At 73.5% G+C, this 21,956-nt stretch carries 19 protein-coding genes and 4 pseudogenes; 9 read left to right on the top strand and 14 right to left on the bottom strand.

The genetic code is table 11. The annotated features are described in order from the left end of the window. Both ACZ4YY_RS14245 and ACZ4YY_RS14240 read right to left on the bottom strand, forming a co-directional pair. Nucleotides 1-660: maltotransferase domain-containing protein (locus ACZ4YY_RS14245; protein WP_468288522.1), on the bottom strand; the 660-nt coding region annotated here is incomplete at its 3' end. A gap of 73 nt (nucleotides 661-733) precedes the next feature. Next, entirely contained in the window at nucleotides 734-1,039 is a 306-nt protein-coding gene (locus tag ACZ4YY_RS14240; RefSeq protein WP_468288584.1) for a DUF5133 domain-containing protein, read from the bottom strand. Nucleotides 1,040-1,332: 293 nt separating this feature from the next. Here ACZ4YY_RS14240 and ACZ4YY_RS14235 point away from each other — a divergent pair, with 293 nt between their 5' ends. Together ACZ4YY_RS14235 and glgX are read left to right on the top strand one after the other, a co-directional pair. Next, nucleotides 1,333-1,845: a pep a2 gene (locus ACZ4YY_RS14235; protein WP_468288519.1), complete on the top strand. Its 513-nt coding sequence runs from the start codon at nucleotides 1,333-1,335 to the stop codon at nucleotides 1,843-1,845. Beyond that, nucleotides 1,842-3,989, top strand: a complete 2,148-nt coding sequence (glgX, locus tag ACZ4YY_RS14230; protein WP_468288516.1) for a glycogen debranching protein GlgX — start codon at nucleotides 1,842-1,844, stop codon at nucleotides 3,987-3,989. Before ACZ4YY_RS14235 ends, glgX begins: the two co-directional genes overlap by 4 nt. Nucleotides 3,990-4,051: 62 nt before the next feature. Here the strand turns inward: glgX and ACZ4YY_RS14225 are convergent, their stop codons facing one another. Continuing rightward, entirely contained in the window at nucleotides 4,052-4,855 is an 804-nt protein-coding gene (locus ACZ4YY_RS14225; protein ID WP_468288514.1) for a VOC family protein, read from the bottom strand. A gap of 523 nt (nucleotides 4,856-5,378) precedes the next feature. Beyond that, entirely contained in the window at nucleotides 5,379-6,170 is a 792-nt protein-coding gene (locus ACZ4YY_RS14220; RefSeq protein WP_468288511.1) for an RNA polymerase sigma factor SigF, read from the bottom strand. A gap of 224 nt (nucleotides 6,171-6,394) precedes the next feature. On the opposite strand from ACZ4YY_RS14220, the pseudogene ACZ4YY_RS14215 reads away from it, so the two are divergent. Continuing rightward, nucleotides 6,395-6,600 (top strand): annotated as a pseudogene (locus ACZ4YY_RS14215) (ABC transporter permease); the annotation flags it as partial. 193 nt (nucleotides 6,601-6,793) lie between these two features. Beyond that, on the top strand, nucleotides 6,794-7,309 hold the full coding sequence (locus ACZ4YY_RS14210) for a hypothetical protein (RefSeq protein WP_468288508.1): 516 nt from the start codon (nucleotides 6,794-6,796) through the stop codon (nucleotides 7,307-7,309). A gap of 96 nt (nucleotides 7,310-7,405) precedes the next feature. Here the strand turns inward: ACZ4YY_RS14210 and hemC are convergent, their stop codons facing one another. From hemC to ligD, 5 genes are all read right to left on the bottom strand, one after another. Continuing rightward, nucleotides 7,406-8,341 (bottom strand): hydroxymethylbilane synthase, encoded by a 936-nt coding sequence (gene hemC, locus ACZ4YY_RS14205; protein WP_468288505.1) that lies wholly within the window; start codon nucleotides 8,339-8,341, stop codon nucleotides 7,406-7,408. Between the two features lie 71 nt (nucleotides 8,342-8,412). Beyond that, nucleotides 8,413-8,652, bottom strand: a complete 240-nt coding sequence (locus ACZ4YY_RS14200) for a hypothetical protein (protein WP_468288502.1) — start codon at nucleotides 8,650-8,652, stop codon at nucleotides 8,413-8,415. A 321-nt stretch (nucleotides 8,653-8,973) separates the two neighbouring features. After that, nucleotides 8,974-9,993, bottom strand: coding sequence for a questin oxidase family protein (locus ACZ4YY_RS14195; RefSeq protein WP_468288499.1), 1,020 nt, complete (start codon nucleotides 9,991-9,993; stop codon nucleotides 8,974-8,976). Nucleotides 9,994-10,096: 103 nt separating this feature from the next. Beyond that, nucleotides 10,097-10,873, bottom strand: coding sequence for an NPP1 family protein (locus ACZ4YY_RS14190; protein ID WP_468288496.1), 777 nt, complete (start codon nucleotides 10,871-10,873; stop codon nucleotides 10,097-10,099). Between the two features lie 156 nt (nucleotides 10,874-11,029). Continuing rightward, a complete protein-coding gene (ligD, locus tag ACZ4YY_RS14185; protein ID WP_468288493.1) occupies nucleotides 11,030-11,992 on the bottom strand; it encodes a non-homologous end-joining DNA ligase in 963 nt (320 codons plus the stop codon). A 414-nt stretch (nucleotides 11,993-12,406) separates the two neighbouring features. Between ligD and ACZ4YY_RS14180 the strand changes: the two are divergent. From ACZ4YY_RS14180 to ACZ4YY_RS14165, 4 genes and pseudogenes are all read left to right on the top strand, one after another. Next, nucleotides 12,407-12,734: pseudogene (locus ACZ4YY_RS14180) on the top strand (MarR family winged helix-turn-helix transcriptional regulator); the annotation flags it as partial. Nucleotides 12,735-12,957: 223 nt separating this feature from the next. Continuing rightward, nucleotides 12,958-13,338 (top strand): DoxX family protein, encoded by a 381-nt coding sequence (locus ACZ4YY_RS14175; protein WP_468288490.1) that lies wholly within the window; start codon nucleotides 12,958-12,960, stop codon nucleotides 13,336-13,338. Continuing rightward, nucleotides 13,335-13,802, top strand: coding sequence for a peroxiredoxin (locus ACZ4YY_RS14170; protein ID WP_468288487.1), 468 nt, complete (start codon nucleotides 13,335-13,337; stop codon nucleotides 13,800-13,802). The genes ACZ4YY_RS14175 and ACZ4YY_RS14170 overlap by 4 nt, the downstream gene beginning before the upstream one ends. Nucleotides 13,803-13,867: 65 nt before the next feature. Further along, a complete protein-coding gene (locus tag ACZ4YY_RS14165) occupies nucleotides 13,868-16,228 on the top strand; it encodes a SpoIIE family protein phosphatase (RefSeq protein WP_468288484.1) in 2,361 nt (786 codons plus the stop codon). On the opposite strand, the gene ACZ4YY_RS14160 is transcribed toward ACZ4YY_RS14165, so the two are convergent. Together ACZ4YY_RS14160 and ACZ4YY_RS14155 are read right to left on the bottom strand one after the other, a co-directional pair. Next, complete coding sequence (locus ACZ4YY_RS14160; RefSeq protein ID WP_468288481.1) at nucleotides 16,229-16,663, bottom strand: cupin domain-containing protein; 435 nt, start codon at nucleotides 16,661-16,663, stop codon at nucleotides 16,229-16,231. Nucleotides 16,664-16,794: 131 nt separating this feature from the next. Next, nucleotides 16,795-17,103 (bottom strand): annotated as a pseudogene (locus ACZ4YY_RS14155) (aldo-keto reductase family protein); the annotation flags it as partial. Nucleotides 17,104-17,258: 155 nt separating this feature from the next. On the opposite strand from ACZ4YY_RS14155, the gene ACZ4YY_RS14150 reads away from it, so the two are divergent. After that, a complete protein-coding gene (locus ACZ4YY_RS14150; protein WP_468288478.1) occupies nucleotides 17,259-18,248 on the top strand; it encodes a TauD/TfdA dioxygenase family protein in 990 nt (329 codons plus the stop codon). Nucleotides 18,249-18,418: 170 nt separating this feature from the next. Here the strand turns inward: ACZ4YY_RS14150 and ACZ4YY_RS14145 are convergent, their stop codons facing one another. The 3 genes and pseudogenes from ACZ4YY_RS14145 to ACZ4YY_RS14135 form a co-directional block, all read right to left on the bottom strand. Continuing rightward, nucleotides 18,419-19,921: a metallophosphoesterase family protein gene (locus ACZ4YY_RS14145; protein ID WP_468288475.1), complete on the bottom strand. Its 1,503-nt coding sequence runs from the start codon at nucleotides 19,919-19,921 to the stop codon at nucleotides 18,419-18,421. A 37-nt stretch (nucleotides 19,922-19,958) separates the two neighbouring features. After that, a pseudogene (locus ACZ4YY_RS14140) lies at nucleotides 19,959-20,369 on the bottom strand (MHYT domain-containing protein); the annotation flags it as partial. Between the two features lie 192 nt (nucleotides 20,370-20,561). Continuing rightward, nucleotides 20,562-21,755, bottom strand: a complete 1,194-nt coding sequence (locus tag ACZ4YY_RS14135; RefSeq protein ID WP_468288472.1) for a glycoside hydrolase family 64 protein — start codon at nucleotides 21,753-21,755, stop codon at nucleotides 20,562-20,564. Nucleotides 21,756-21,956: the final 201 nt, after the last annotated feature.

The raw sequence follows: 21,956 nt of genomic DNA, 5'->3' as shown, positions 1-21,956 counted from the left end.
CGTCCCGTGCGGGCGCTCCGCGGTGCCCTCCGAACGCGGGAAGAACTCGTACCACGCGCCGTACAGGGCCCGTTCCCGCTCCACCAGCAGGGGCATCGTGGCACCGGCCGTCACCAGCTCGCGCAAGGGGTGGCGGGCGAGCACCTCCTCCACCTCCGGCGTCAGCGCCGCAGCGTGACGGTCGCCGACCGGGAGCGCGTCGTCGAGCAGCTTGCGGGCGGCCTCCCGGACCACGGCCCGCCCGGGCCCGCGCGGCACCCGGGCGGCGGCCCGCTCGAGGAGGTGCCCTCCCTCCTCCAGCACCAGGCCCGTGTCGATCCCCGCCGGGATCTTGATCTCCGCGTGGCGGCGCCATGTCGCCACGGGGTCGCTCCAGGCCTCCACCGTGTAGGTCCAGCGGCCCACCTCGTCCAACGTCACGTCGGCGCCCCACAGGTCGGTGCCCGGGGCGAGTTCGCGCATCGGCGTCCACGCTCCGCGACGGCCCTCCGGGTCCTTGAGGACCACGTTGGCGCCGATGGCGTCATGGCCCTCGCGGAACACCGTCGCGGTGATCCGGAACGTCTCCCCGCTCACGGACTTGGCCGGTCGCCTGCCGCAATCCACGCGCGGATGAACGTCCCTCACCGGGATCCGGCCGATCGCTCTGGTGGACCTCACGCTGCACCTCCGCTGTGCTGGAACCGGCTTCTCCAGCCGGTTTCTGATGCCCGAACCGCTGACGCGGCGGGTGTCAACGCTCCGCCGCGAGATGCGGGACCGAGACCGGCAGGGGCGCCGCGACCCGCGCCACGCCGTTCTTCTCCCGCTTCCGGCCGCTGCGCCGGACGCGGGACGGCGAACCCACGCGCAGATACTGCTCGGCGGCGTCCGCCGCCTCCCGAGCGCAACGCTTGCCCATCAGCACGCACAGGGTGTATCCGCAGTCCTCGAAGGTGGCCCGCACCGCGAGGTCGCCGGGGCAGGCGAGCATCGCGCGCTCCCAGGCCCGGTAACTGCGCAGACATCTGGCGACTTCGGTCTTCGCTGGTAGCAGCATGGCGCTGTTCACCTTCCGGGAGTACGAGAGGTACATCGCCCGCGACGAGCGGGTCGGCCCTGTCCGCAGAGGTGCGAAACCGTCAAACCTCCCGAGGCCTTCACTTATGGTGCACGGTGCATCACCCAACGTCCTGTTGGATCTTGGTGTTGGGGGGCTCGTGTTGCACGAATGGCGTAGCGGCTTCACTGTGGTTGTGACTCAGGAGCGAACATCGCTCACGCTTCGTGTTCGGGGCTCGGCCCGCCGGGCCGGGAGGGAGCGAGAGCCTCGCCGGTGAGGAGCAAACGACGATGAAGACCGCAGTGCCCTGCTACTACCACCTCGACGTGGACGTGAGCCCGGAACGGGTCGGGCACGTCAGGCGCATACTGGGCGCCCACCTCCGGTACTGGGACCTGGACCCGCTCGTCGAGCCCGTGTGCCGCGGCACGCAGATGCTGCTGGAGGCCATCGACGAGCACGCCACGGACAAGCACACGTCGATCGAGCTGTGGTGGAACGGCCAGCACCTGATCACGGCCGTCGGGGGCGACGACCGGGACCTGCGCCCGGACCAGGACCTGCGCGGCTGCCTGGAGAGCATCGCCGCGATGAGCGACGGCTGGGGCTGTTGCACCACCCACACCGGCAGCAAGGTCATCTGGTTCTCGCAGCGGGCCCGTGCCGGCGAGCGCGTCCCACTGGTGCCGACCGCACCGGAGCCGGACCTGCGCGAGACGCTGGAGGTGCCGCGCACGCTGCCGGTGGCGGCGCTGGCCGCGACGGCGGACGAGACCGACGGCGTCCTGGGAGGCGTCCGGTGACCTCGCGGCCGAACCGCGGTGCCGGGGTGCCCGTGTGGAGCGGGCACCCCTACCCCCTGGGTGCCGACTTCGACGGCGAGGGCACCAACTTCGCGCTCTTCAGCGAGGTCGCCGACCGTGTCGACCTCGTCCTCGTCGACGACGACGGCGGCAGCCGCGCCGTGCCGCTGAGCGAGGTCGACGGCTTCGTCTGGCACGCCTACCTGCCCGGCGTCGGACCGGGGCAGCGCTACGGCTACCGCGTGCACGGTCCGTGGGACCCGGCCTCGGGTCACCGCTGCAACCCGGCGAAGCTGCTCCTCGACCCCTACGCGCGGGCCGTCGACGGCCAGGTCGACAACCACGCCTCCCTCTTCGAACGCGCGGGCGAGGGCCCCGACCCGAAGGACAGCGCCGGGCACACCCTGCTCGGTGTGGTCACCGACCCGGTCTTCGACTGGGGCGAGGACCGACCGCCCCGGCGCCCGTACGCCGAGACGGTGATCTACGAGGCCCACGTGCGCGGACTGACCCGCACCCACCCCGAGGTCCCGCCGGAACTGCGAGGCACCTACGCCGGCCTCGCGCACCCCGCGGTGACCGGGCACCTCACCTCGCTGGGCGTGACCGCCGTCGAGCTGATGCCGGTCCACCAGTACGTCCAGGACGGCGTGCTGACGGACCGCGGCCTGTCCAACTACTGGGGTTACAACACCATCGGCTTTTTCGCCCCGCACAACGCCTACGCCGCCCACGGCTCGAGGGGGCAGCAGGTCGCCGAGTTCAAGACGATGGTGAAGGCGCTGCACGCGGCCGGCCTCGAGGTGATCCTCGACGTCGTCTACAACCACACGGCCGAGGGCAGCGAGAAGGGTCCCACGCTGTCCTTCCGCGGCATCGACAACGCCTCCTATTACCGTCTGGTGGACGGCGACTTCCCGCACTACTACGACACCACCGGCACCGGCAACAGCCTGCTGATGTGCCACCCGTACGTCCTGCAACTGATCATGGACTCGCTGCGGTACTGGGTGACCGAGATGCACGTCGACGGCTTCCGCTTCGACCTCGCGGCCACGCTGGCCCGGCAGTTCCACGAGGTCTCCCGGCTGTCGGCGTTCTTCGACCTGATCCAGCAGGACCCCGTCATCAGCCGCGTCAAGCTGATCGCCGAACCGTGGGACGTCGGCGAGGGCGGCTACCAGGTGGGCAACTTCCCGCCGCTGTGGTCGGAGTGGAACGGCCCCTACCGGGACGCGGTACGGGACTTCTGGCGGGGCGAGGCGGACTCGCTCGGCGAGTTCGCCTCCCGGCTGACCGGCTCCTCCGACCTGTACGCCCACAGCAGGCGCCGCCCGCGCGCCAGCGTCAACTTCGTGACCGCGCACGACGGGTTCACCCTGCGCGACCTCGTCTCGTACAACCACAAGCACAACGAGGCCAACGGCGAGGGCAACCGGGACGGCGAGAGCGTCAACCGGTCCTGGAACTGCGGCGTGGAGGGCGACACCGACGACCCGGACGTCCTCGCACTGCGTGCCCGACAGCAGCGCAACCTCCTCGCCACGCTGCTGCTCTCGCAGGGCATCCCGATGCTCTGCCACGGCGACGAACTCGGCCGCACCCAGCGCGGCAACAACAACGCCTACTGCCAGGACAACGAGGTCTCCTGGATCGACTGGCGGCTCACCGACGAGCAGCGCGACCTCACGGACTTCACCCGGCACCTGGTGTCCCTGCGGGCCGCCCACCCGGTGCTGCGCCGGCGCCGCTTCTTCCGCGGCGAGACGGTCACCCACGCCGGCCAGCCGCTGCCCGACCTGGTGTGGCTGCTGCCGGACGGGCGCGAGATGGCCCAGCGCGACTGGCGGCGCCCCGACGCCCACAGCGTCGGCGTCTTCCTCAACGGCGACGCCATAGCCGAACCCGACCCGCGCGGCCGTCCCGTCGTCGACGACTCCTTCCTGCTGCTCCTCAACAGCTACTGGGAGCCCGTCGTCTTCCGTCTCCCCGGCCCCGAGTACGGCGAGCGCTGGACGGTGTGCGTCGACACCGCCGGTCCCGACGGCGGTCCGGACGAGGCCGAGTACAAGGCGGGCGCCGAGCTTCCGGTGACGGCCCGCAGCCTGCTGGTGCTGACCCGCCCCCCGAGACGGTCGGAGTGACCCCCGGACGGCCGTGGGCCCCCGACGCGGAGTGATCCGCCGGGGGCCCTCCTCGCGTGCGTTCAGCGGTCGCGGTGGGACGTCACCGTGAACTGGGCGCCGTCGGGGTCGCGCAGGACGGCCTCGTCGGCGCCCTTGCCGAGGACGCTGCCGCCGTGTTGTTCCGCGGCCCGGGCGCAGGCAGCGACGTCCGCCACGGCGAAGTGGACCTGCCAGTGCGGGCGGATCGTCGGATCGGGGGCCGCCTCCAGCGCGCCCGACTCGATGCGGGCGACGATGTCGCCCCGGCTGCGCAGCACGACCTCGCCGCCCTCGTAGTGGACCTCGCAGCAGCCGGGCCGGTCGGTGGCCCAGTCGAGGATCTCGCCGTAGAAGATCGCCGAGTCGAAGGCGTCCCGGGTGTGCAGCCGGATGAAGGCGGGCGCGGCCTGCCGCCAGGCCTCCCAGTTGCCGATCAGTTCCCCCTCCCAGATGCCGAAGGTCGCGCCGTCGCGGTCGGCCAGCAGCGCGGCCCGGCCGGGCGGCAGGGAGATCGGCCCCACGGCGACCGTCCCGCCGCGCTCCCGGGCGCGGGACGCGGCCAGGTCGGCGCTCGACACGGCGAAGTACGGCGTCCAGGCCACCGCCATCTGCCACATCGAGGCGACGGCGGCGACGCCGGCGACGGGGACGTCGTCGACCAGCGCGGTCCGGAAGTGGTCGCCGAGGCTGCCCCGGCGCCACTGCCAGCCCAGGACGGCTCCGTAGAACTCCTGGGTGGCGTCCAGGTCGCGGCTGGTCAGGCTCACCCAGCAGGGCGCGCCGAACACGGAATGGGTGGAGACGACCTCCGTCGTGCCGGGGGAGGAGGGGGGATGTTGGTTCATGGCACTCGCGTTTCTGATCTGTCGGCGGCAGCCGGCGGGCCTCCCCACCAGTGTCCGACCGGAACCGTCCACGGCGCCTGCCGAACGAGCCGGTGGCACGATGGAGGGGTGGTCCGAGTACCGCGTGGGACCAGCGACGAAACGGCCCTGATCCTCACCTCCGGCGAGAGGTCGATCGGCTGAGGGAGGCGCGTCGCTCGCACCCCGTGGTCGACCAGGCGGTCGGCGTGGTCGTCGCCCTCGGCGCCGTGACGCCGGCCGAGGCGTGGACCGTCCGTCCGGAGGCCTCCCGGCACACGGACATCAGGCCGTCAACGCTGCCGAGCCGGTGATCCGCGGGGCACTGCGGGGACGTGCCCCGGGACGTCATGGCGGAGCCGTAGCGCGCCCGAGGATCTCTGGAACGTCGCGGTCCCGTGCAGATCCCCGGCGCCGCCCCGCTGGGCCGACACCGCCGGTCGTCAAGGAGCTCGGCCGGGCCAGGAACCGCCCGCCGGGCCCCGGGGTCGGGGTCGGTGTCCGCTCAGTGCCCCTCGGACGCGACCTCCTCGCGCAGGCGAGCGAAGCAGCCGCTCAGCAGACGCGAGACGTGCATCTGCGAGATCCCCAGCTGCTCGGCGATGCTGCTCTGCGTCATCCCGCCGAAGAAGCGCAGGTACAGGATGGTCCGCTCGCGCTCCGGCAGCGCCCGCAGGCTCGGGGCGACGGCCACCCGGTCGACGACCGTGTCGTAGCCGGGGTCGGGGTCGCCGAGGGCGTCCTCGAGGGCGTACCCGTCGGTGCCCGGCATCTCCGCCTCCAGGGACAGCGCGGAGAAGCACTCCAGGGCCTCCATGCCGGTGCGCACCTCGTCCTCGCTCAGCTGCGCGTAGTCGGCGATCTCGGCGACGGTCGGTGCCCGTCCGGGAGTGGTCTGGGAGAGGTCCTTGACGGCGTGCCGCACCCGGTTACGCAGGTCCTGGACGCGGCGCGGTACGTGCAGCGTCCACATGTGGTCGCGGAAGTGGCGCTTGATCTCGCCGGTGATGGTCGGCACCGCGTACGCCTCGAAGGCACGCCCCCGCTCGGGGTCGTAGTGGTCGACGGCCTTGACCAGGCCGAGGGCGGCGACCTGGTAGAGGTCCTCCAGCGCCTCGCCCCGCCCGCGGAAGCGGACGGCGATCCGCTCGGCCATCGGAAGCCAGAGCCGGACCAGTTCGTCCCTGAGGGTCTGCCGTTCGGGGCCGTCGGGCAGTTCCGCGAGCCGGGCGAAGGACTCGACGGTGTCCGGGGCGTCGTCGTGAGGGTGTTGCTTCGTTCTGACGGTGGTACGCATGTCGCGCGCCTCCCTCAGGGTGCCGGTGGATGGACGGACACCGTGGGACCTGCGTGCTCGCACCAACCGGAAACACCGGGGCCGGCTCGGCGGCGGCTCCCACGAACGTGCCTCCTGTCCGAAGCACTCTCTGCCCATTCCCGCCGCAGGGCGCTCTGAAACAGTTTGCCCCGTTTTGTCACCCATGTCCTCCCGGAGCGTGCGGCTTTCGGCGTGCCGACGGCCTCTGTCCGGTCGACGTCATGCCGGGCCGGCTCCAGGCGATCAGCCGATCGGCGGGGTCAACCCGCTCAGCTACGAGGTGGACACCCTGCGTGGTCCGCTCGTCGGAACCGCCGCACATCTCGCGGCGGACTTCTCGGCGCTGACCCTCGCCGCCGTGCGCGGCCTGGCCGCCGCCTCCCCGTCGCTCGGCCGGCCGGCCCGCTGATGTCCCCCGCCCGGACGTGATGTGCGGCACGCCCGCGCACCGCCCCCGCACCCCGTCGCGCCCATTGTGCCTGGGCACGGCTTGATCAACGATCAAAAGGGATGAAGCCCCTGGCCACAGCGCATTCCGCTCATTTGACAGTGCACTGAGCGCACGGATAGGAAGCAGCCCGTAACAAGTCGAGAGGTGGACTGTGTACGAGCCGAACGTGGTCGGGGACTGGCAGGAGTACGACGAGCATGCCGGTCTGCGCGTCCGCGTCCACCGCCTGGAGCCGGCCGAGCCGCCGCGCGGACGGGACGACGCGGCCGAGGGCCTGACCTACTTCCGCCTGCGGGTGACGGTCGAGAACCGCGGGGAGCGCAGCTTCGGCGTCCATCTGGAGGACGGCCAGATCGACGTGCGGATCGGATCCGACGGCGAGAGCGCCTTCGTCGACTGGCGCAACTCGCAGTTCATCGAAGGCTTCGACGTCTACCCGCTGCGCCGCGCCACCGCCGTGCTGTACGCCGCCGGACCGCAGGCCGCGCTCGCCCAGGTGGACGTACAGGTCCAGCTGCGCGTGGACGAGGAGTGGGCGGGGCGCCGGATGTGGGTGGGCGGCCTCGGCCTGGACGAGGGCGCCGCGGAGGCCGCGGCCGGACGCGAGAGCCTGGCCCGGCAGGTCAGCAACTTCCTGCGGGACCAGGCCGAAGAGGGCACCGCCTGACGCGGCGCCCGCCCCGGTCGGCCCGCCTCCGGGGTCCTTGCACCATGAGCGCCTGATCAGGCCGCGCGGCCCGGGCGGGCAGAGTGCAAGGACCCCTCAGTGCGGGATGCCGTCGATGATCTCGCGGGCGCCCTGGCGCAGCAGTGCCACGGCCACCGACGTGCCGAGTGTGGCCGGGTCGAGCCGGCCCGCCCACTCGTGGGCGTTCAGCCGTGTCTTGCCGTCCGGGGTGAACACACAGGCCCGCAGGGACAGTTCGCCGCTGCGGTCGACCTGTGCGAACCCCGCGATGGGGCTGTTGCAGTGCCCCTGCAGCACGTGCAGGAACATGCGCTCCGCCGAGGCCTCCCGGTGGGTGGCCGGGTCGCCGAGTCCGCTGACGGCGTCGATCAGGTCGGCGTCGCCCTCGCGGCACTGCAGGGCGAGGATGCCCGCGCCGATCGGCGGCATCATCACCTCCGGGGACAGCACCTCGCTGATCACGTCCCGCCGGTCGATGCGCTCCAGCCCGGAAACGGCGAGCAGCAGCGCGTCCGCTTCGCCCGCCACGAGCTTCTCCAGCCGCCGGTTGGCGTTCCCGCGGAACGGCACGCACTGCAGATGCGGGTGGGTGGCCGCCAGTTGGGCGATCCGGCGCACCGAGGAGGTGCCGATCCGGGTGCCGGCCGGCAGTTCGTCGAGGGTCAGCCCGCCCGGGTGCACGAGGGCGTCGCGGATGTCGTCCCGCTTCAGGAACGCCGCGAACACCGTGCCCGCGGGCAGCGGCCGGTCCGCCGGGACGTCCTTGACGCAGTGCACCGCCAGGTCCGCCTCGCCGGCCAGCAGCGCGGCGTCGACCTCCTTGGTGAACGCGCCCTTGCCCTCGACCTGGGACAGGTCCCCCATCCACTTGTCACCGGTCGTCCTCACGGGGACGACCTCGGTGCGCACACCGGGATGCAGGACGGCCAACTCCGCGCGGACACGCTCCACTTGGGCCAGCGCCATGGGAGAGTCGCGGGAGACGATGCGGATCACTTCCGGAACGGACATGCGGGACACGATAGACCCTCGGGGCGACGAGTCCGTGCCGTACCGGACACTGCGGCGCACCGCACACGGGATCAGCGGCCGGATCCCGCCGCCGGTGCGGTGCGGCGCCAGTGGAAGGGGCGCAGGTCGCCTGCCGGCCCGGGTCGCGGTCCAGGGCGGCGGAGTCGGCCGGGGCGCGCGGCGGGCATCCGGCGCCGTACGAGGTCGTGGCGCCCGGTGAGGGGCCGCAGCGCCTCGAAGGAGTCATCGTCCGGCTGTTCGACGCCCGTCCGGAAGCCGATGGCGGCGTGGTCGGCGGTCGCGGTGCGCACGTCCAGGCGGAAGTCGGTGCCCCACAGCGAGTGGTGACCCCGGGCCTGGGAGTCCGCTGAGAATCTTGGATCACGCCCGGCTTGCCGCGGTTCGACTCGATCGATATCTCAGGGCAACGGGGCCGGTCGGGCGGCCCGAGCGAGATCTTCCGGAGGCCTCCAGGGCTCGCCGAGGGTGGGCCGGTGGACGTCGGGCCGGGACCGCCGCCGGGCGGCCTGTCGTACGGGGAGCCCGGCGGGCCGTGTGGTCGCGCAGCGGCTCGCACAGCGACCGCGCGCCGGCCGGCTCACGCGCAGTCATGTGCGCACCCGGACAGCCGCTCAGGGCAGCGGCACGCTGAGGTCCACCGCCCGCAGGGCGGCCGCGAGCGCCTGCCCGTCCCCGACGTCCAGGGCGGTGTCGGTGAGCTTGATGACGTGCTCGTCACCGTGGGCGAGGGCCCGTTCGACGACCTCCTCGGGGGTGGGGCTGCGGGGCGGCACGAAGTCCACCGGTTCCTTCGGGGCGTACATCGCGGTGACCGCCGCGGACGCCGTCCACGCCGCGTGCAGACTCGGCGCCCAGAGAGCGCGGGGCAGCGCGTCCAGGGTGCGCAGGACGGCGTTGGGGGCCGTGGCCGCGTGCACCAGCATCGTCTCCTCTCCGTGTCCGTGGGTGGCGTAGCGGTGCGTCGCCGCGCGGACCAGTTCGGCGAGCCGGGCGCGGGCGGCGTCCGCCTCGGTCACGTCCGCCGCCCAGACGGGCAGTGCGCGCACCGCCCCCAGGCGGTCGGGGAACGCCCGGTGGCCCGTCTCCACCGGCACCACGGCGTCCAGGGACGCGGACGCGCTCGGCGCGCCGGGCAGCGCGACGACCGCGGCGACGGTGCGGTGGCGGGCGGCCCAGTAGCCGAGGGCGTGCGCGAGTTCGGCGAGCCGGGGCGCGTTCTCCTCGGTCCGCAACGCCCGTACGGCGTGGCCGACCCGGATCACCGGGTGCGTCGCGGCGCCGTACAGGCCCGGCAGCAGGCGGGGCCACCACTCGGCCAGGACGGTGCGCCACGGACGTTCGGCCAGGGCGCGGGTGAAGAAGGCGGTCCAGTCGGCGGCACGGCGGACGTCGCCCAGGGCCTCCCGCCAGGTGGCGTCCGTGACGGGCGCCACCGGGTCCGGGAACTCCTCGAGCTTGTCGCGGTAGCGGTCCAGCCAGCGGTGGACGGCGTCGGCCCGCCCCCGCGCGGCCAGTGACTCGACCACCATCGGGGCGTGGTTGGACAGCCGTCCCAGGCGTTCGGGGCCGCTCGTGTGGAGCCGTTCGTAGGCCTCGTCGAGCCGTCCGCTCGTGTCGTTCGTCGTGGTCATGCCCAGGAGGCTACGGACGGTGCGCGGGCCGGGGATCGGGCCCGGGGCCGAGCCCGCGCACGGCGCGAGTCCTACGTCCCGGGACCGACCGGCGGGTGTCGGCTCAGGCGTCGGGGTCGAAGGTGATCCCCGACGGCTTCGCCGACGCCAGGTGGCCGGTGAAGCTGCCGTCCTTCAGGCCGAAGTGGGCGCTGCCGAAGTCGTGGGCGCTCAGCTTCTCGCGCACGCCCGCCGGGTAGCCGTTCCAGCCGACCAGCGGCGGGTACTGCCAGGTGCCCTCGTGGTTCTCCGGCGGTTCGTCGTGGGAGTTCGCGAGGCGGAAGCAGTGGGTGCTGATGCCGTCCTTGTGGTAGACGACCTTGGCGTGGGTGCCGTCGAAGCGGACACCGGAGGCCGCCGTGACGGTGAACGAGCCGTGGTTGGACGTCGAGACGTAGCGCACCTGGCCGTTCTGCACCCAGACCACGACGTGCTCCCAGTCGTGGCGGTGCCCGCCGATGCCGGTGCCCGGCAGGGCCTGGTCCTTCTCGAAGTAGAGGCCGTACAGGTAGGCGCACCAGCCGTTGTTGCACTTGTGGCGCGCGTAGCTGTTGGTGTTGTCCAGGTCGGAGGCGTCCCGGCAGGACCCGTTGAGCGCACCGGTCGGCTTCAGCCCGCCGTTGACGGTGCCGTCGGGACCGATCGCGGGCGTGGAGTAGCAGCCGTCCGTGTCGTAGTCGAACGCGGGCTGGTACGTCCGCTCGGCGGCCTCGGCGTTCGCCGGGAGGGCCCGGGGCGGGGCGGCGAACGCCGCCGTGGGGAAGGCGACGACGAGGGTGAGGGCACCGGCGAGCCCGGTGAGCCATCTTCTGCGGTGTGCCGTGAACGTCGATGACGCCACGCGTCCTCCTCGGGGTCCGGGCACAGCCCAACGGCTGTCGGGGAACGGGGAGTTCAGCTTCCCCGATCCGCACTTCCGGGCCAAGGGGTGACAGGTGGATCGGCGGTGGACGGCTTTCTGGGAACGCCATCTGACGCCGTCTGCGCTGGCGGTACGTCAGGAATCCGTCGGATCGGGCAGGTCGGCCGCCGACTCCTCGGGGGTGAGGTCCGTCCGCAGCCGCAGCCAGGACGGCTGGCGCAGCAGACCCGCCCGGGTCCGGGTGCTGAAGCGGACCTCGCCCACCAGCCGGGGCAGCACCCAGTGCGCGCCCGCCGCCGCCGGCACCGGATCGAACGGGCACGCGTCGCTCGCGAGGCCCCGCAGCAGCGCCGCCAGCTCGGTGCGCTCGGCCTCGCTCCAGCCGGTGCCCACGCCGCCGACGTACCGCAGCCGGCCCGTACCGTCCCGCTGGCCGACCAGGACGGCGCCGGGCAGGCCCGTGAGCCGGCCCTTGCCGGGCAGCCAGCCGCCGATCAGGACGTCCACGGCCCGCATGTTCCGGATCTTGATCCAGGCGCGGGAGCGCACCCCGGGCTCGTACACGGAGTCCAGTCGCTTGCAGACCAGACCCTCCAGACCGTGCGCGCGGGTCGCCTCGAGCGCCTCCCGCCCGTGACCCACCAGCGCGCCCGGCGTCGACCAGTACGGCCCCGCCAGCGCGAGTCCCTCCAACCGCTTCCGGCGCTCCCCGTACGGCACCCGCAGCAGGGAGCGGCCGGACAGGTGCATCACGTCGAACACGACGAGGTGGACGGGGACCGTGCCCGCCATCCGTGCCGCTCTGACGGGCGCGTGGGCCAGCCCCATCCGTGACTGGAGCAGCTGGAAGTTCGCGCGGCCCTCCTCGTCGAGCGCGAGCACCTCGCCGTCCAGCACGGCCGGGGTGCGGCCCAGCACGCCGCCCAGCGGACGCAGCTCGGGGTAGGCGGCGGTGATGTCCTCCCCGGAGCGGGCGCGCAGCTGGAGGCTTCCGTCGCCGGCGAGGTAGATCACCGCGCGCTGCCCGTCCTGCTTGGTCTCGTAGGCCCAGCGCGCGTCCGCGGCTGGGGGCGGGAGGGCGCCGGACGTGGCGAGCATGGGGGCGATGAGGGGGAGGGCGGCGGGGGTTCTCCGGTGCTCGGGACGCCCCCGGCCTCCGAGGTTCCCAGGGCCCTCGGTCCCGCGGTCCTCGGGGTCCTGCGGCTTGTCGACGGCCCCCGGACCGTCCGGGCGCCCCGGGTTCTCGGAACGGTGCGGGCCTCCTGGGCGCTCCGGCTTCGCGGGGATGCGCGGGCCTCCTGGGCGCTTCGGACGCGCGGGGTCCTCCGGCTTGTCAGGGTGCTCCGGGTTCGCTGCACCCTCGGTCGCGGCTGGGCTCACGGGGTGAGGTCTCGACGCGTCGGCGCCCGGTCACGCGTGCCGGGCGCCGGTTTCCCCTGAACGGAGTTCGCACGGCCCCCGGCCGGCCGGACAACCCGCCGACGGCCGGCCGCGGCCCGGAGGAGGGCCAGGGGGCGTCTGGCCCAGCGGCTGGGCGTGGAGGCCTCGCACGTGACGCGCACGGTGCAGCAGTTGCAGAGGTCCGGACACGTCAAGCGCGTCCCCGACCCCGTCGACGGGCGCGCCCAGCGGATCCGGCCCACCGAAGCCGGCCGGGCCGCCGTCGACCGGGTCCGGGACGCCGGCGCCCGCGGGCATGCAGCCGGCCCTGTCCGCGTGGACCCCCGAGGACCTGAGCCTCCTCGCCGGGCTCTTCCACCGCATGGTCGACGACTTCCTCTCCCACGCCCAGGACGAGGATCCCGACCGGCAGGCCCCGGCCCCCACGCCGGGCACCTGACCCGCCCGCGCCCCTCTTCCTCTCCCACGCCCAGGACGAGGAACCCGACCGGCAGGTCCCGGCCCCCACGCCGGGCACCTGACCGGCCCGCGCCCGACCGCCGTCCCGGCCCTCGGGCGCGCACCCCGGCGCCCCCGGCCCCGGCGGGTTCCCGAGGACCCCGCCGCCTGCGCCGTCTCTACGCTCCAGTAATATCGCGCGCCTGGCCGTCAGAGGAGGAACCGTGCCCCGGTCCGAACGCTCACCCCTGCTGCTCGCGGGCCTGCTGGCCGGCATGGGCGTCGCCCACTTCGCCGTACCGCGCCCCTTCGACGCGATCGTGCCGCGCTCCCTGCCGGGCTCACCGCGGACCTGGACCCGGGCCAGCGGTGTCGCGGAGCTCGCCCTGGCGGCCGGCGTGGCACTGCCCGCGACCCGCAAGGCGGCCTCGCTGGCGACGGCGGCGTTCTTCGTCGGCGTCTTCCCCGCCAACGTCAAGATGGCCGTCGACTGGCGCCACCGCCCCGCCCCGCTCAAGGCCGCAGCGATCGGCCGACTGCCCCTCCAGGTGCCCCTCGTGCTGTGGGCGCGTCACGTCGCCCGGAAGGCGGAGGGCCGGTCATGACCAAGGCCCCGGAGAAAGGCGACCCGGTCGAGGGCTTCGCGCTGCCGGACGAGACCGGCGCCGTCCGCAGTCTCACGGACCTGCTCGCCGACGGACCGGTCGTCCTCTTCTTCTACCCCGCCGCCCTCACCCCCGGCTGCACCGCGGAGGCCTGCCACTTCCGTGACCTGGCCGCCGAGTTCGCCGCCGTCGGCGCACGGCCGGTCGGTATCAGTGGCGACCCCGTCGACCGCCAGCAGGAGTTCGCCGGCCGCCACGGCCTCGGCATGCCCCTGCTGTCCGACGCCGACGGCGCGGTGCGGGAACGGTTCGGCGTGAAGCGCGGCTTCTCCCTGGCCCCCACCAAACGGGTCACGTTCGTCATAGCGCAGGACCGGACCGTCCTGGAGGTCGTGCGCAGCGAACTGCGCATGAACACCCACGCCGACCGCGCCCTGGCGGCGCTGCGCGCCCACCGCGCCTGAGACCCCGCAGCCCTGCGGCCCGGTCGCGGTTGATGAGCCGGGTCAAAAGGACCATTCTGGACGACATGGAGCATGTCGCCGCCGCGGCCGTCATCGATGCCCGCGGCATCGTGACGGGCTGGAGTGAGGGTGCCCGTCTCCTCACGGGCCACACGGCCGAGGAGGCGGTGGGCAGGCCGGCGGCCGAGCTGCTCGGGGATGCCGTCCCGGCGCGCATGGACGGGGCCTGGACCGGCCCCGTCGTCGTCCGTCGCCGTGACGGTGACCCGGTCACCGTCACCGTGACCGCCTGCCCGGTTCTCGGCCCCGGCGGGGAACCGGCGGGCCTCACGCTCACCGTCGAGCGGCTCGCGGACGGTGAGGCGACCCTGGCCGGGCGCGCCTTCCAGCAGGCCTCCATGTCGATGTCGGTCTTCGACACCCGCCAGCGCTACCTGCGGCTCAACGACGCGGCCTGTCAGGTGATGGGAGTGCCCGAGGAGACCCTGATCGGCCGGCACTTCCCCGAGACCGTGGAGGACGCCGAGCACAGCCGCGGTTTCAACTGGCACCTGCGCCACGTCGCGGAGACGGGCAGACCGGTCCGCTACGAGAGTTTCACGGGCGCCCCCGCCCTGAACCGGGAGCATGCCTGGACCACCGAGATGTGGCCGGTGCGGGACGCCTCCGGCGAACTCGTGGGGACCGCCCTGGCGGCGTTCGACAGCACCGAGCAGCACTGGGCGCGACGGCGGCTGGCCCTGCTGAACGAGGCCGCGGCGGCCATCGGCACCACCCTGGACGTGGTGCGCACGGCCGAGGAGCTGATCGGGATCGTCGTGCCCCGGTTCGCGGACTTCGCCAGCGTGGACCTGTTCGACTGGGTCCTCGGCGCCGAGGAACCGCCGGTGGTGTCCGGCCAGGAGATCGTGCTGCGCCGGGTCGCCCACGGTTCCGTCACCGAGGGCACCCCGGAAGCGGCCGTGCACCTGGGCGAGGCGGACCTCTACCCGCCGTTCTCGCCCGTCGCGCGGGCGCTGCGGGAGGGCCGGGCGATGCTCAGCCAGGCGGGCGAGCCCGCGTTCATGCGGTGGGTCGCGGAGCGCAACGCCCGGGCCCCCGCCGGACGCCCGTACCGCAAGGGCGTCCACTCGATGATGGCGGTGCCGCTGCGGGCCCGCGGCACCACGCTCGGCGTCGCCGTGGCGGTACGCGTCGCCCAGCCCGACGACTACGAGGCCGACGACGCCGTGTTCGCGGAGGAGCTCGCCAGCCGCGCCGCCGTCTGCGTCGACAACGCCCGCCGCTTCGCCCGCGAACGCACGACCGCGCTGGCGCTCCAGCACAGTCTGCTGCCGCGCGGCCTGCCCGGTCAGGCGGCCGTCGAGGTCGCCCACCGCTATCTGCCCAGCGGCTCCACGGCGGGTGTCGGCGGCGACTGGTTCGACGTCATCCCGCTCTCCGGGAGCCGGGTCGCGCTCGTCGTCGGTGACGTCGTGGGGCACGGCATCCCCTCCTCGGCGACCATGGGTCGACTGTGCATGGCCGTGCGCACCCTCGCCGACGTGGACCTGCCGCCCGACGAACTCCTCACCCACCTCGACGACCTCGTCACCCACCTCGCGGCCTACGACGGCGTCGGCGGCGCCGACGACGGGGCCGACGACGTCGCGGAACTCGGCGCCACCTGCCTCTACGCCGTCTACGACCCCGTCACCCGCCGCCTCAACGTCGCCGCCGCCGGTCACCCGGCCCCGGTCCTCGTCCTGCCCGACGGCACCGCACGCCCCGTCCGGATGGCACCAGGGCCCCCGCTCGGCGTCGGCGGACTGCCCTTCGAGGCGGTCGAGCTGGAGGTGCCCGAGGACACGATCGTCGCCCTCTACACGGACGGCCTCGTCGAGGACCGCGCCCGCGACCTCGACCGCACCACCGACGAACTGTGCAACGCGCTGACCGCCCCCGCCGCCTCCCTCGACGCCCTGTGCGACAGCGTCCTCAAGGCGGTCCTGCCCGAGGAGCCCGGCGACGACGTCGCCCTGCTGCTGGCCCGCACCCGCGCGCTCGGCGCCGACCAGGTCGCCACCTGGGACGTCACCCCCGACCCCGCCCACGTGGCGGCCACCCGGCAGGCCGCGACGGACCAGCTGGCCGCCTGGGGCATGGACGAGACCGCCTTCGTCACCGAACTCGTCGTCAGCGAACTGGTCACCAACGCCATCCGCTACGGCGAACCCCCCATCCGGCTGCGCCTGATCCGCGACCGCACCCTCATCTGCGAGGTGTCCGACGGCAGTTCGACCTCTCCGCACCTGCGCCGTGCCCACTCCGACGACGAAGGAGGGCGCGGACTCCTGCTCGTCGCCCAGCTCACCCAGCGCTGGGGCAGCCGGCAGACGACCCGCGGCAAGACCATCTGGGCGGAGCAGGCCCTGCCGCCGCTCTGATCACTCGAACGCGCAGCCCGGATTCGGCGCGTCCCGGGAGAACGGCGAACCGTGCGGCAGCACGTACAGCACCTCCAGGACGAGGGGAACGGCACCGAGGTTGCGGCCGAGGTGCACATAACCGGGCCCGGCGGCCTCCTGGATGGTCCCGCCCGCCGGGTGGACGCCGTCGGAGGCGCAGGTCGCGTCGTAGTGGCTGAGGGTGCCCTGCTTCACGACGCCGTACACCGGCCCGTCGTGGTAGTGCCAGCCGGTGGCCTGCCCGGGCGGGATCGTCACCTCCCGCAGGACGTAGTCCGTCCCCCCGACGGTCGTCCGGGCGATCACCCGGCCGCTGACCCCCGGCCCGCCCGGCGTGGCCTGGGCGACCGGGGCGGCGAGAACGGTGGCGGCGGTGACCGCACCGGTGACGGCGACACGGAACGAGGTGCGCATACGGGCCTCCCGGCAGACGATCGCGACGGCGGCGACGAGCACGTGCCGGGGCGAACATACGCGCTTCGCGGGGCGGTTGGGGCCGTAACGGGCGAGACGAGCGGTGTCCGCCGTCCCGCCCGACGGCCTCGGAACTCCTCGTGCGCCTCCGGATCCCCGCCCAGCCGCTGCCGGGGCCGGTCGCCGATCGCCCGCATCTGCTCCGGGTCCACGGAGAAGCCGAACACGTCGGGGTCGGCCCGCCGGCGGTCGGGGTCGGCCGACTTGGGGATCGGCACCGCGCAGAGCCGGAGGCGCAGGCGCAGTACGACCTGGGCGGGACTCACGCCGTGTGCCTCGGCGACGGAGACGACGGCCGGGTCCCGCAACAGCGCCGAGCCGCGGTCCGGCGGGCTCCAGCTCTCCGTGACGACGCCCTTCGCCTCGTGGAAGGCGCGCAGCCCGCGGGTGCGCCGGACGCTGTTCACCGTCGGGCTTCCGTCGACCGCGCCGTCCCTCCGGCGTCGGCGACGGCAGGAGGGTTGATCGACCGGAGGGGGCGGGCAGGATGCCCGGCGGGCGGCACCGGGCCGCCGCGAGGACGATCGGAGCGTGTATGACGACGCGGAGCCGGGCCATGGACCCCGAGGCGGTGGAGCGGGCCGCGCGGGCCGCCGGCGTCGAGGTGAGGCCGGTCGCCGGGCACATCGGCGCCGAGGTCACCGGCGTCGACCTGGCCGAAGGGCTCGACGAAGCCGGGGTAACGGCGATCAGGGCCGCCGTGCTGTGCTGGAAGGTGGTGTTCTTCCGCGGACAGCGCCTCGACCACGCCGGGCACGTGGCGTTCGCCCGCCGATTCGGCGAGCCGGTCGTGCCGCGCCGGCGGGGCAGCGCCTCGCCGGCCGGCGTGCCCGAGATCGAGACCACCGCCGACCGGCTGGAGCTGGGCGGACGCTTCGGGATGGACCACGACGAGTGGCTGCGGCGCCGCCGTCACACCCTGCTGCGCGGCTGGCACTGCGACCACGGCGCCCGCGTCGACCCGCCGGCCGCGACGATCCTGCGCGCCGAGACGGTCCCGCCCTACGGCGGCGACACCACCTGGTCCAATCTCGCGGCCGCCTACGCGGGACTGTCCGAGCCGGTCCGGCGCTTCGTGGACGGCCTGCGCGCCGAGCACCGGCTCGGTGTCGGCTACCAGCCCCGCCCCGGCGACGACGCCTATGTGCGCCACCTGCTCGACCACCAGGTCGCCTCCGTCCACCCGCTGGTGCGCGTCCACCCGGAGACGGGGGAGCGGGTGCTGTACGTCAACGGCTACTACGTCGAGCAGATCACCGGCGTCTCCCGTGCGGAGAGCGCGGCGATCCTCGAGATGCTCCTGGAGCAGGCCACCCGGCCCGAGTACACGGTCCGCTTCCGCTGGGAGCCGGGCAGTGTGGCCTTCTGGGACAACCGGGCCACCATCCACCTGGCGCCCGGGGACAACGCCCACCTCGGCTTCCCGCGCACCATGCACCGGGTGATGCTCGCCGGCGACGTGCCCGTCGGAGTGGACGGCAGGCCCTCGGAGCCGGTCACGGGGACTGAACCGGGGCGCTGGTGACGTCCCCGGATCACTGCGGCCGCCACCCGGCTCCGGCCCCGGCTTCGTCGTCCTGCCGGTGAGGATCCGCCCGTGGTCCTCGTGCGCGACGTACGGCTGTGGGCCCGGTCCCGACCGGGGGCGCGGACGGCGCGTTCCGTGGTCACCGTCCGCCTGCCGCCGCCCGCCGCTCAGGTCAGCGGGATGACGACCTCGTCCTCGACCGGCGGATCGATCTCCTGGGCCCGGTTGCCCGTCGCCGCGAAGCAGCGCAGCCGGACCGCCTCCGGGGTGATGTCCACCCGCAGGAACGACTTGAAGAACGGCGGGCTGTAGGTCGCCGAGCTCGGGGAGAACACCTGGGTGTAGATCTTCCGCACGGGCAGCCGGAAGCGGGCCGGACGGTCGGGGCGGCGGCCCGCGCCCAGCAGCGAGGCGACCAGCCGGACCCGCCGGGTGACCTCGGCCGACGGTTGCGGCGCCCGCGCCGGGGTGATGCCCAGACGCTCGGCGACCACGGCCGTCGCCTGGTCCTCGGTGAGGGTGAACAAGCGGCGCAGGCGCAGCCGGCGGCCGTACAGACGGCTGTAGAACGCCAGGGAGTCACCGCGCAGCGGGTAGCAGCGGAAGTCCCGCTCGGTGACGCCGGCGACCGACACGCGCGGAATGGTGTGCGTGGCGTGGGTGAAGGCCCCGCCGCCGCCCGAGACGACGTACTGGATGGTGCGGCCGCCCACGTTCACCGGATAGCGCTGGTAGTTGTGGATGTCACCGCCGATCGCCGCCACGAAGCGGTGGGCCGGGTCGCGCACGATGTCGTCGACCGTGCCGCCGCCCTCGACGGGACAGGGGTGGTGCTCGCCGTCGACGTACAGCGGTGAGCCGGTGACGAGGATCTTCGGGCGGGGGTCCCGAGCCACCTCGCGCAGCCATGCGCCCTGTTCGGCGTCGACCGTGCCCAGCAGTCCGGTGTCGATGCCGATGATCCGCAGCGGGCCGGCGTCGATCGCCCAGTACGGGCCCGGCTGGACGGCCTGTTGCCCGGGCGCGGCCCGCACCGTCCGTTCCTCGTCCAGGCGTCGGCCGTCGCCCTCGCGCGGCCGGTGCCACAGCAGCGAGCGCAGCCACGCCCGGGACGGCGGGCGCGGCGCGGGCTCGGGCGGCAGGGGCGGGGCGTCGCCGCAGAAGACGCGCATGAACGCGCCGAGGTCCTCGTACCAGTCGTGGTTGCCCGGTATCGCGTAGACGGGCGCCCGGTAGTCGCGGTACGGGCGGAAGAACTTGGGACCGTAGTCGTCGGCGCTGCCGACGGGGTAGATCACGTCGCTGGCGAGCACGGCGAAGTCCGTGTCCTGACCCACCTTCAGAAACCCCGGCACGACCGCGTACTGGGGGTCGTCGCCCTCGCCGGTGTCGCCGATGACCATGAAGGAGAACCGGTCGGGGGAGTCGCGCCGGATCACCTTGTCGGCGGGGGCTCCGGCCGCGGCGCGCTGTGCGACCCAGCGCGCACGGGTACGGCCGGTCGGGTCGCCCAACCAGGACGCCAGTACCCCGTTGCGCGCGGCCCACAGCATCCGGGGGTCCAGCCACGAGATCTTCCCGGACCGGGCGGGCATGAGCTGCCGGTACGCGCCCTGCTCGGCGCCGCCCCAGCCGGCGCCTGCGGCGGTATCGCGTGAGGAGTCAGACACCGGTGCACCGTAGCAATGACCCACGAGCGGGATCGCTTCACCGGCTCCACGACCGCCCGAGGGCCGCCCGCCCGGCCCGCTCCTCCTGGGCGGGGGCGGGGGCGGCCGGCGCCGGCCGGTTCCACTCGCCGTCGCCGAGGACGAGCAGCGGGTCGAACATCACCACCACCGCGGCCGGCAACCGGAAGACCGCCGGCCCGACCAGCATGGGCAGCGGCAGCGAGGTAGGCGTGTCGCCGGTGCAGGACGACGCGGCACCGTGCAGATGGACACTGACCGCGGACATCCCGCCGTAGTGCATGCCGGAGACGGCGACTCCCATGACCAGGCTCGCGCCGAGGCTCGTCGGGAACCCCCGGACCGTGACGGCCGCCCACATTGCCGCCGTCGCGGCGACGACCGCGATCGACACGGACGGGGCGACCAGGACGGGGTCGTAGCGGAGGTGTGTCGACACCGCCCCGACGGCCGGCTGAGAGCTCCGGACGAAAAGGGACTCCGATCACGTCGCGACGCCCGGTGCGTGCGATCGCGAGGCGCCGGAAGCTCCTCGTAGCGAGCTACCAGGGGCTTCCGGCAACGCGGCGGGCGTGCCGGGCGTCGCGAGCCGGGCTCCCTTTCCGTTCGGAGCTCCGAGGCGTCAGCCCAGCGGGTCGAGCGTCAGGTACGCCTGACGCGGCGCGCCGTCGTGCACGAGCGACTCGTGGTGACCGACGTCGTCGAAGGCGAAGGCGTACGCCTTGCCGTCGACCATCTGCGCGTGGATCTTGCGGGCGTAGTGGTTGGTCACCGTGTCCTGGTAGAAGTTCGCCGACGTGGCGTCCGGCTGGTTCGGGGCGACGAGCAGGGTCGACCGGTTGAAGCCCGCGCACAGCGTGCGCGAGATCGGGCCGCGGACGAGGTCGTTGGGGGCGTCCAGCAGCCTGTGACAGCCGAAGATGCTGTCTGCGTCCGGCTTCTGGAAGCTGGTGACGACGGTCCCGGCGCTGTCGGTGAAACGCAGCAGGCCGTCCGCGACCCGGCCGTGGTACCGGATGCCGGGCCGGTCCGCGAACGGCGTGACCGTCAGGGTCGTCGTCGCGTACTTCTGCCAGACGCGGTTGACGTAGTCGTCCATCACGGACCGCGGCAGGGCCCCGGTCTCCACGCCGTACAGCGGGGAGAGGGCGCGCAGGACGGTGCCGTCGGACCGGGTCTGGATCAGGTTGCCCCAGCCGCCGGGCTGTGCTCGCAGGGCGTTGAAGAAGCCGTTGTAGCCGCCCGGCTTGAGTCGCCCCGTGCTGCTCACGCTCCCGTCGGCACGCTGCACGCCGACCGCGTACGGCGCCGAGAACATGTCGACCTGGGTGCTGTTGAGCCACAGCCCGGAGTCGTTGAGCGTGTACTCCGACCAGTTGAAGAGGATGTCGCGGTTCGGGTCCGCGGGGTTCTGCACGGCCGGCTGCACGAGCCCGCCGGTGGTCAGCCGGAACACCAGCTTGCGGCCGTAGGAGAAGTACACGCGGCCCGAGAGCTTGGGGATGCGGATGGTCGTGGACTGCCCCGCCGCCGGGCCGGGGATCGAGGCGTCGGGTGCGGGGGTGGGCGGGTTGCCGCCCGCCGGCCAGGCGTGGAACGCGCCGCCGGCGTCCGCCCAGCCCTGCCGACCGGTGCTCAGTAGGGTGCCGAGGTTGTAGATGTACAGCGGTTCGCCGCGGCCCGAGTTGTTGGTGATCTTCAGGGGGACGGTGTCGGGGACCGCGGCCCGTGCCGGGGGTCCCAGGGTGAGCAACGAGCCGACCAGGGCTGCGACTCCCGCCGCTGCTGCCAGCCGGGACCTGAGTGGGCGAAGCACCCTCCACCTCCGTGCGGGTAGGCCTGTGGGGGTTGGTCCGTACCTTCATGAGAGCGCTCTCAAAATCCCATCAGGATATGGGCATGTCAATGGTTGGTGCACGGGGAGGCGGCCCCGCCCCCCCCCCCGGGCGCCCCCCCCATTCCCCCCCCACAGAAGCCGCTAGCCGGGGACCCCCCTTTTTTTTGGAGATCTTTTGGG

This window comes from Streptomyces sp. NPDC030143 (genome assembly GCF_055573695.1).
This window is presented reverse-complemented; position numbering and strand designations above follow the sequence as displayed.

Bases quoted from the DNA above. Each gene is read 5' to 3' on its own strand.
- ACZ4YY_RS14240 (WP_468288584.1), bottom strand. From the start codon at position 1,039: ATGCTGCTACCAGCGAAGACCGAAGTCGCCAGATGTCTGCGCAGTTAC.
- ACZ4YY_RS14225 (WP_468288514.1), bottom strand. From the start codon at position 4,855: ATGAACCAACATCCCCCCTCCTCCCCCGGCACGACGGAGGTCGTCTCC.
- hemC (WP_468288505.1), bottom strand. From the start codon at position 8,341: ATGTCCGTTCCGGAAGTGATCCGCATCGTCTCCCGCGACTCTCCCATG.
- ACZ4YY_RS14235 (WP_468288519.1), top strand. From the start codon at position 1,333: ATGAAGACCGCAGTGCCCTGCTACTACCACCTCGACGTGGACGTGAGC.
- ACZ4YY_RS14150 (WP_468288478.1), top strand. From the start codon at position 17,259: ATGACGACGCGGAGCCGGGCCATGGACCCCGAGGCGGTGGAGCGGGCC.
- ACZ4YY_RS14195 (WP_468288499.1), bottom strand. From the start codon at position 9,993: ATGACCACGACGAACGACACGAGCGGACGGCTCGACGAGGCCTACGAA.
- ACZ4YY_RS14160 (WP_468288481.1), bottom strand. From the start codon at position 16,663: ATGCGCACCTCGTTCCGTGTCGCCGTCACCGGTGCGGTCACCGCCGCC.
- ligD (WP_468288493.1), bottom strand. From the start codon at position 11,992: ATGCTCGCCACGTCCGGCGCCCTCCCGCCCCCAGCCGCGGACGCGCGC.
- ACZ4YY_RS14170 (WP_468288487.1), top strand. From the start codon at position 13,335: ATGACCAAGGCCCCGGAGAAAGGCGACCCGGTCGAGGGCTTCGCGCTG.
- ACZ4YY_RS14220 (WP_468288511.1), bottom strand. From the start codon at position 6,170: ATGCGTACCACCGTCAGAACGAAGCAACACCCTCACGACGACGCCCCG.
- ACZ4YY_RS14165 (WP_468288484.1), top strand. From the start codon at position 13,868: ATGGAGCATGTCGCCGCCGCGGCCGTCATCGATGCCCGCGGCATCGTG.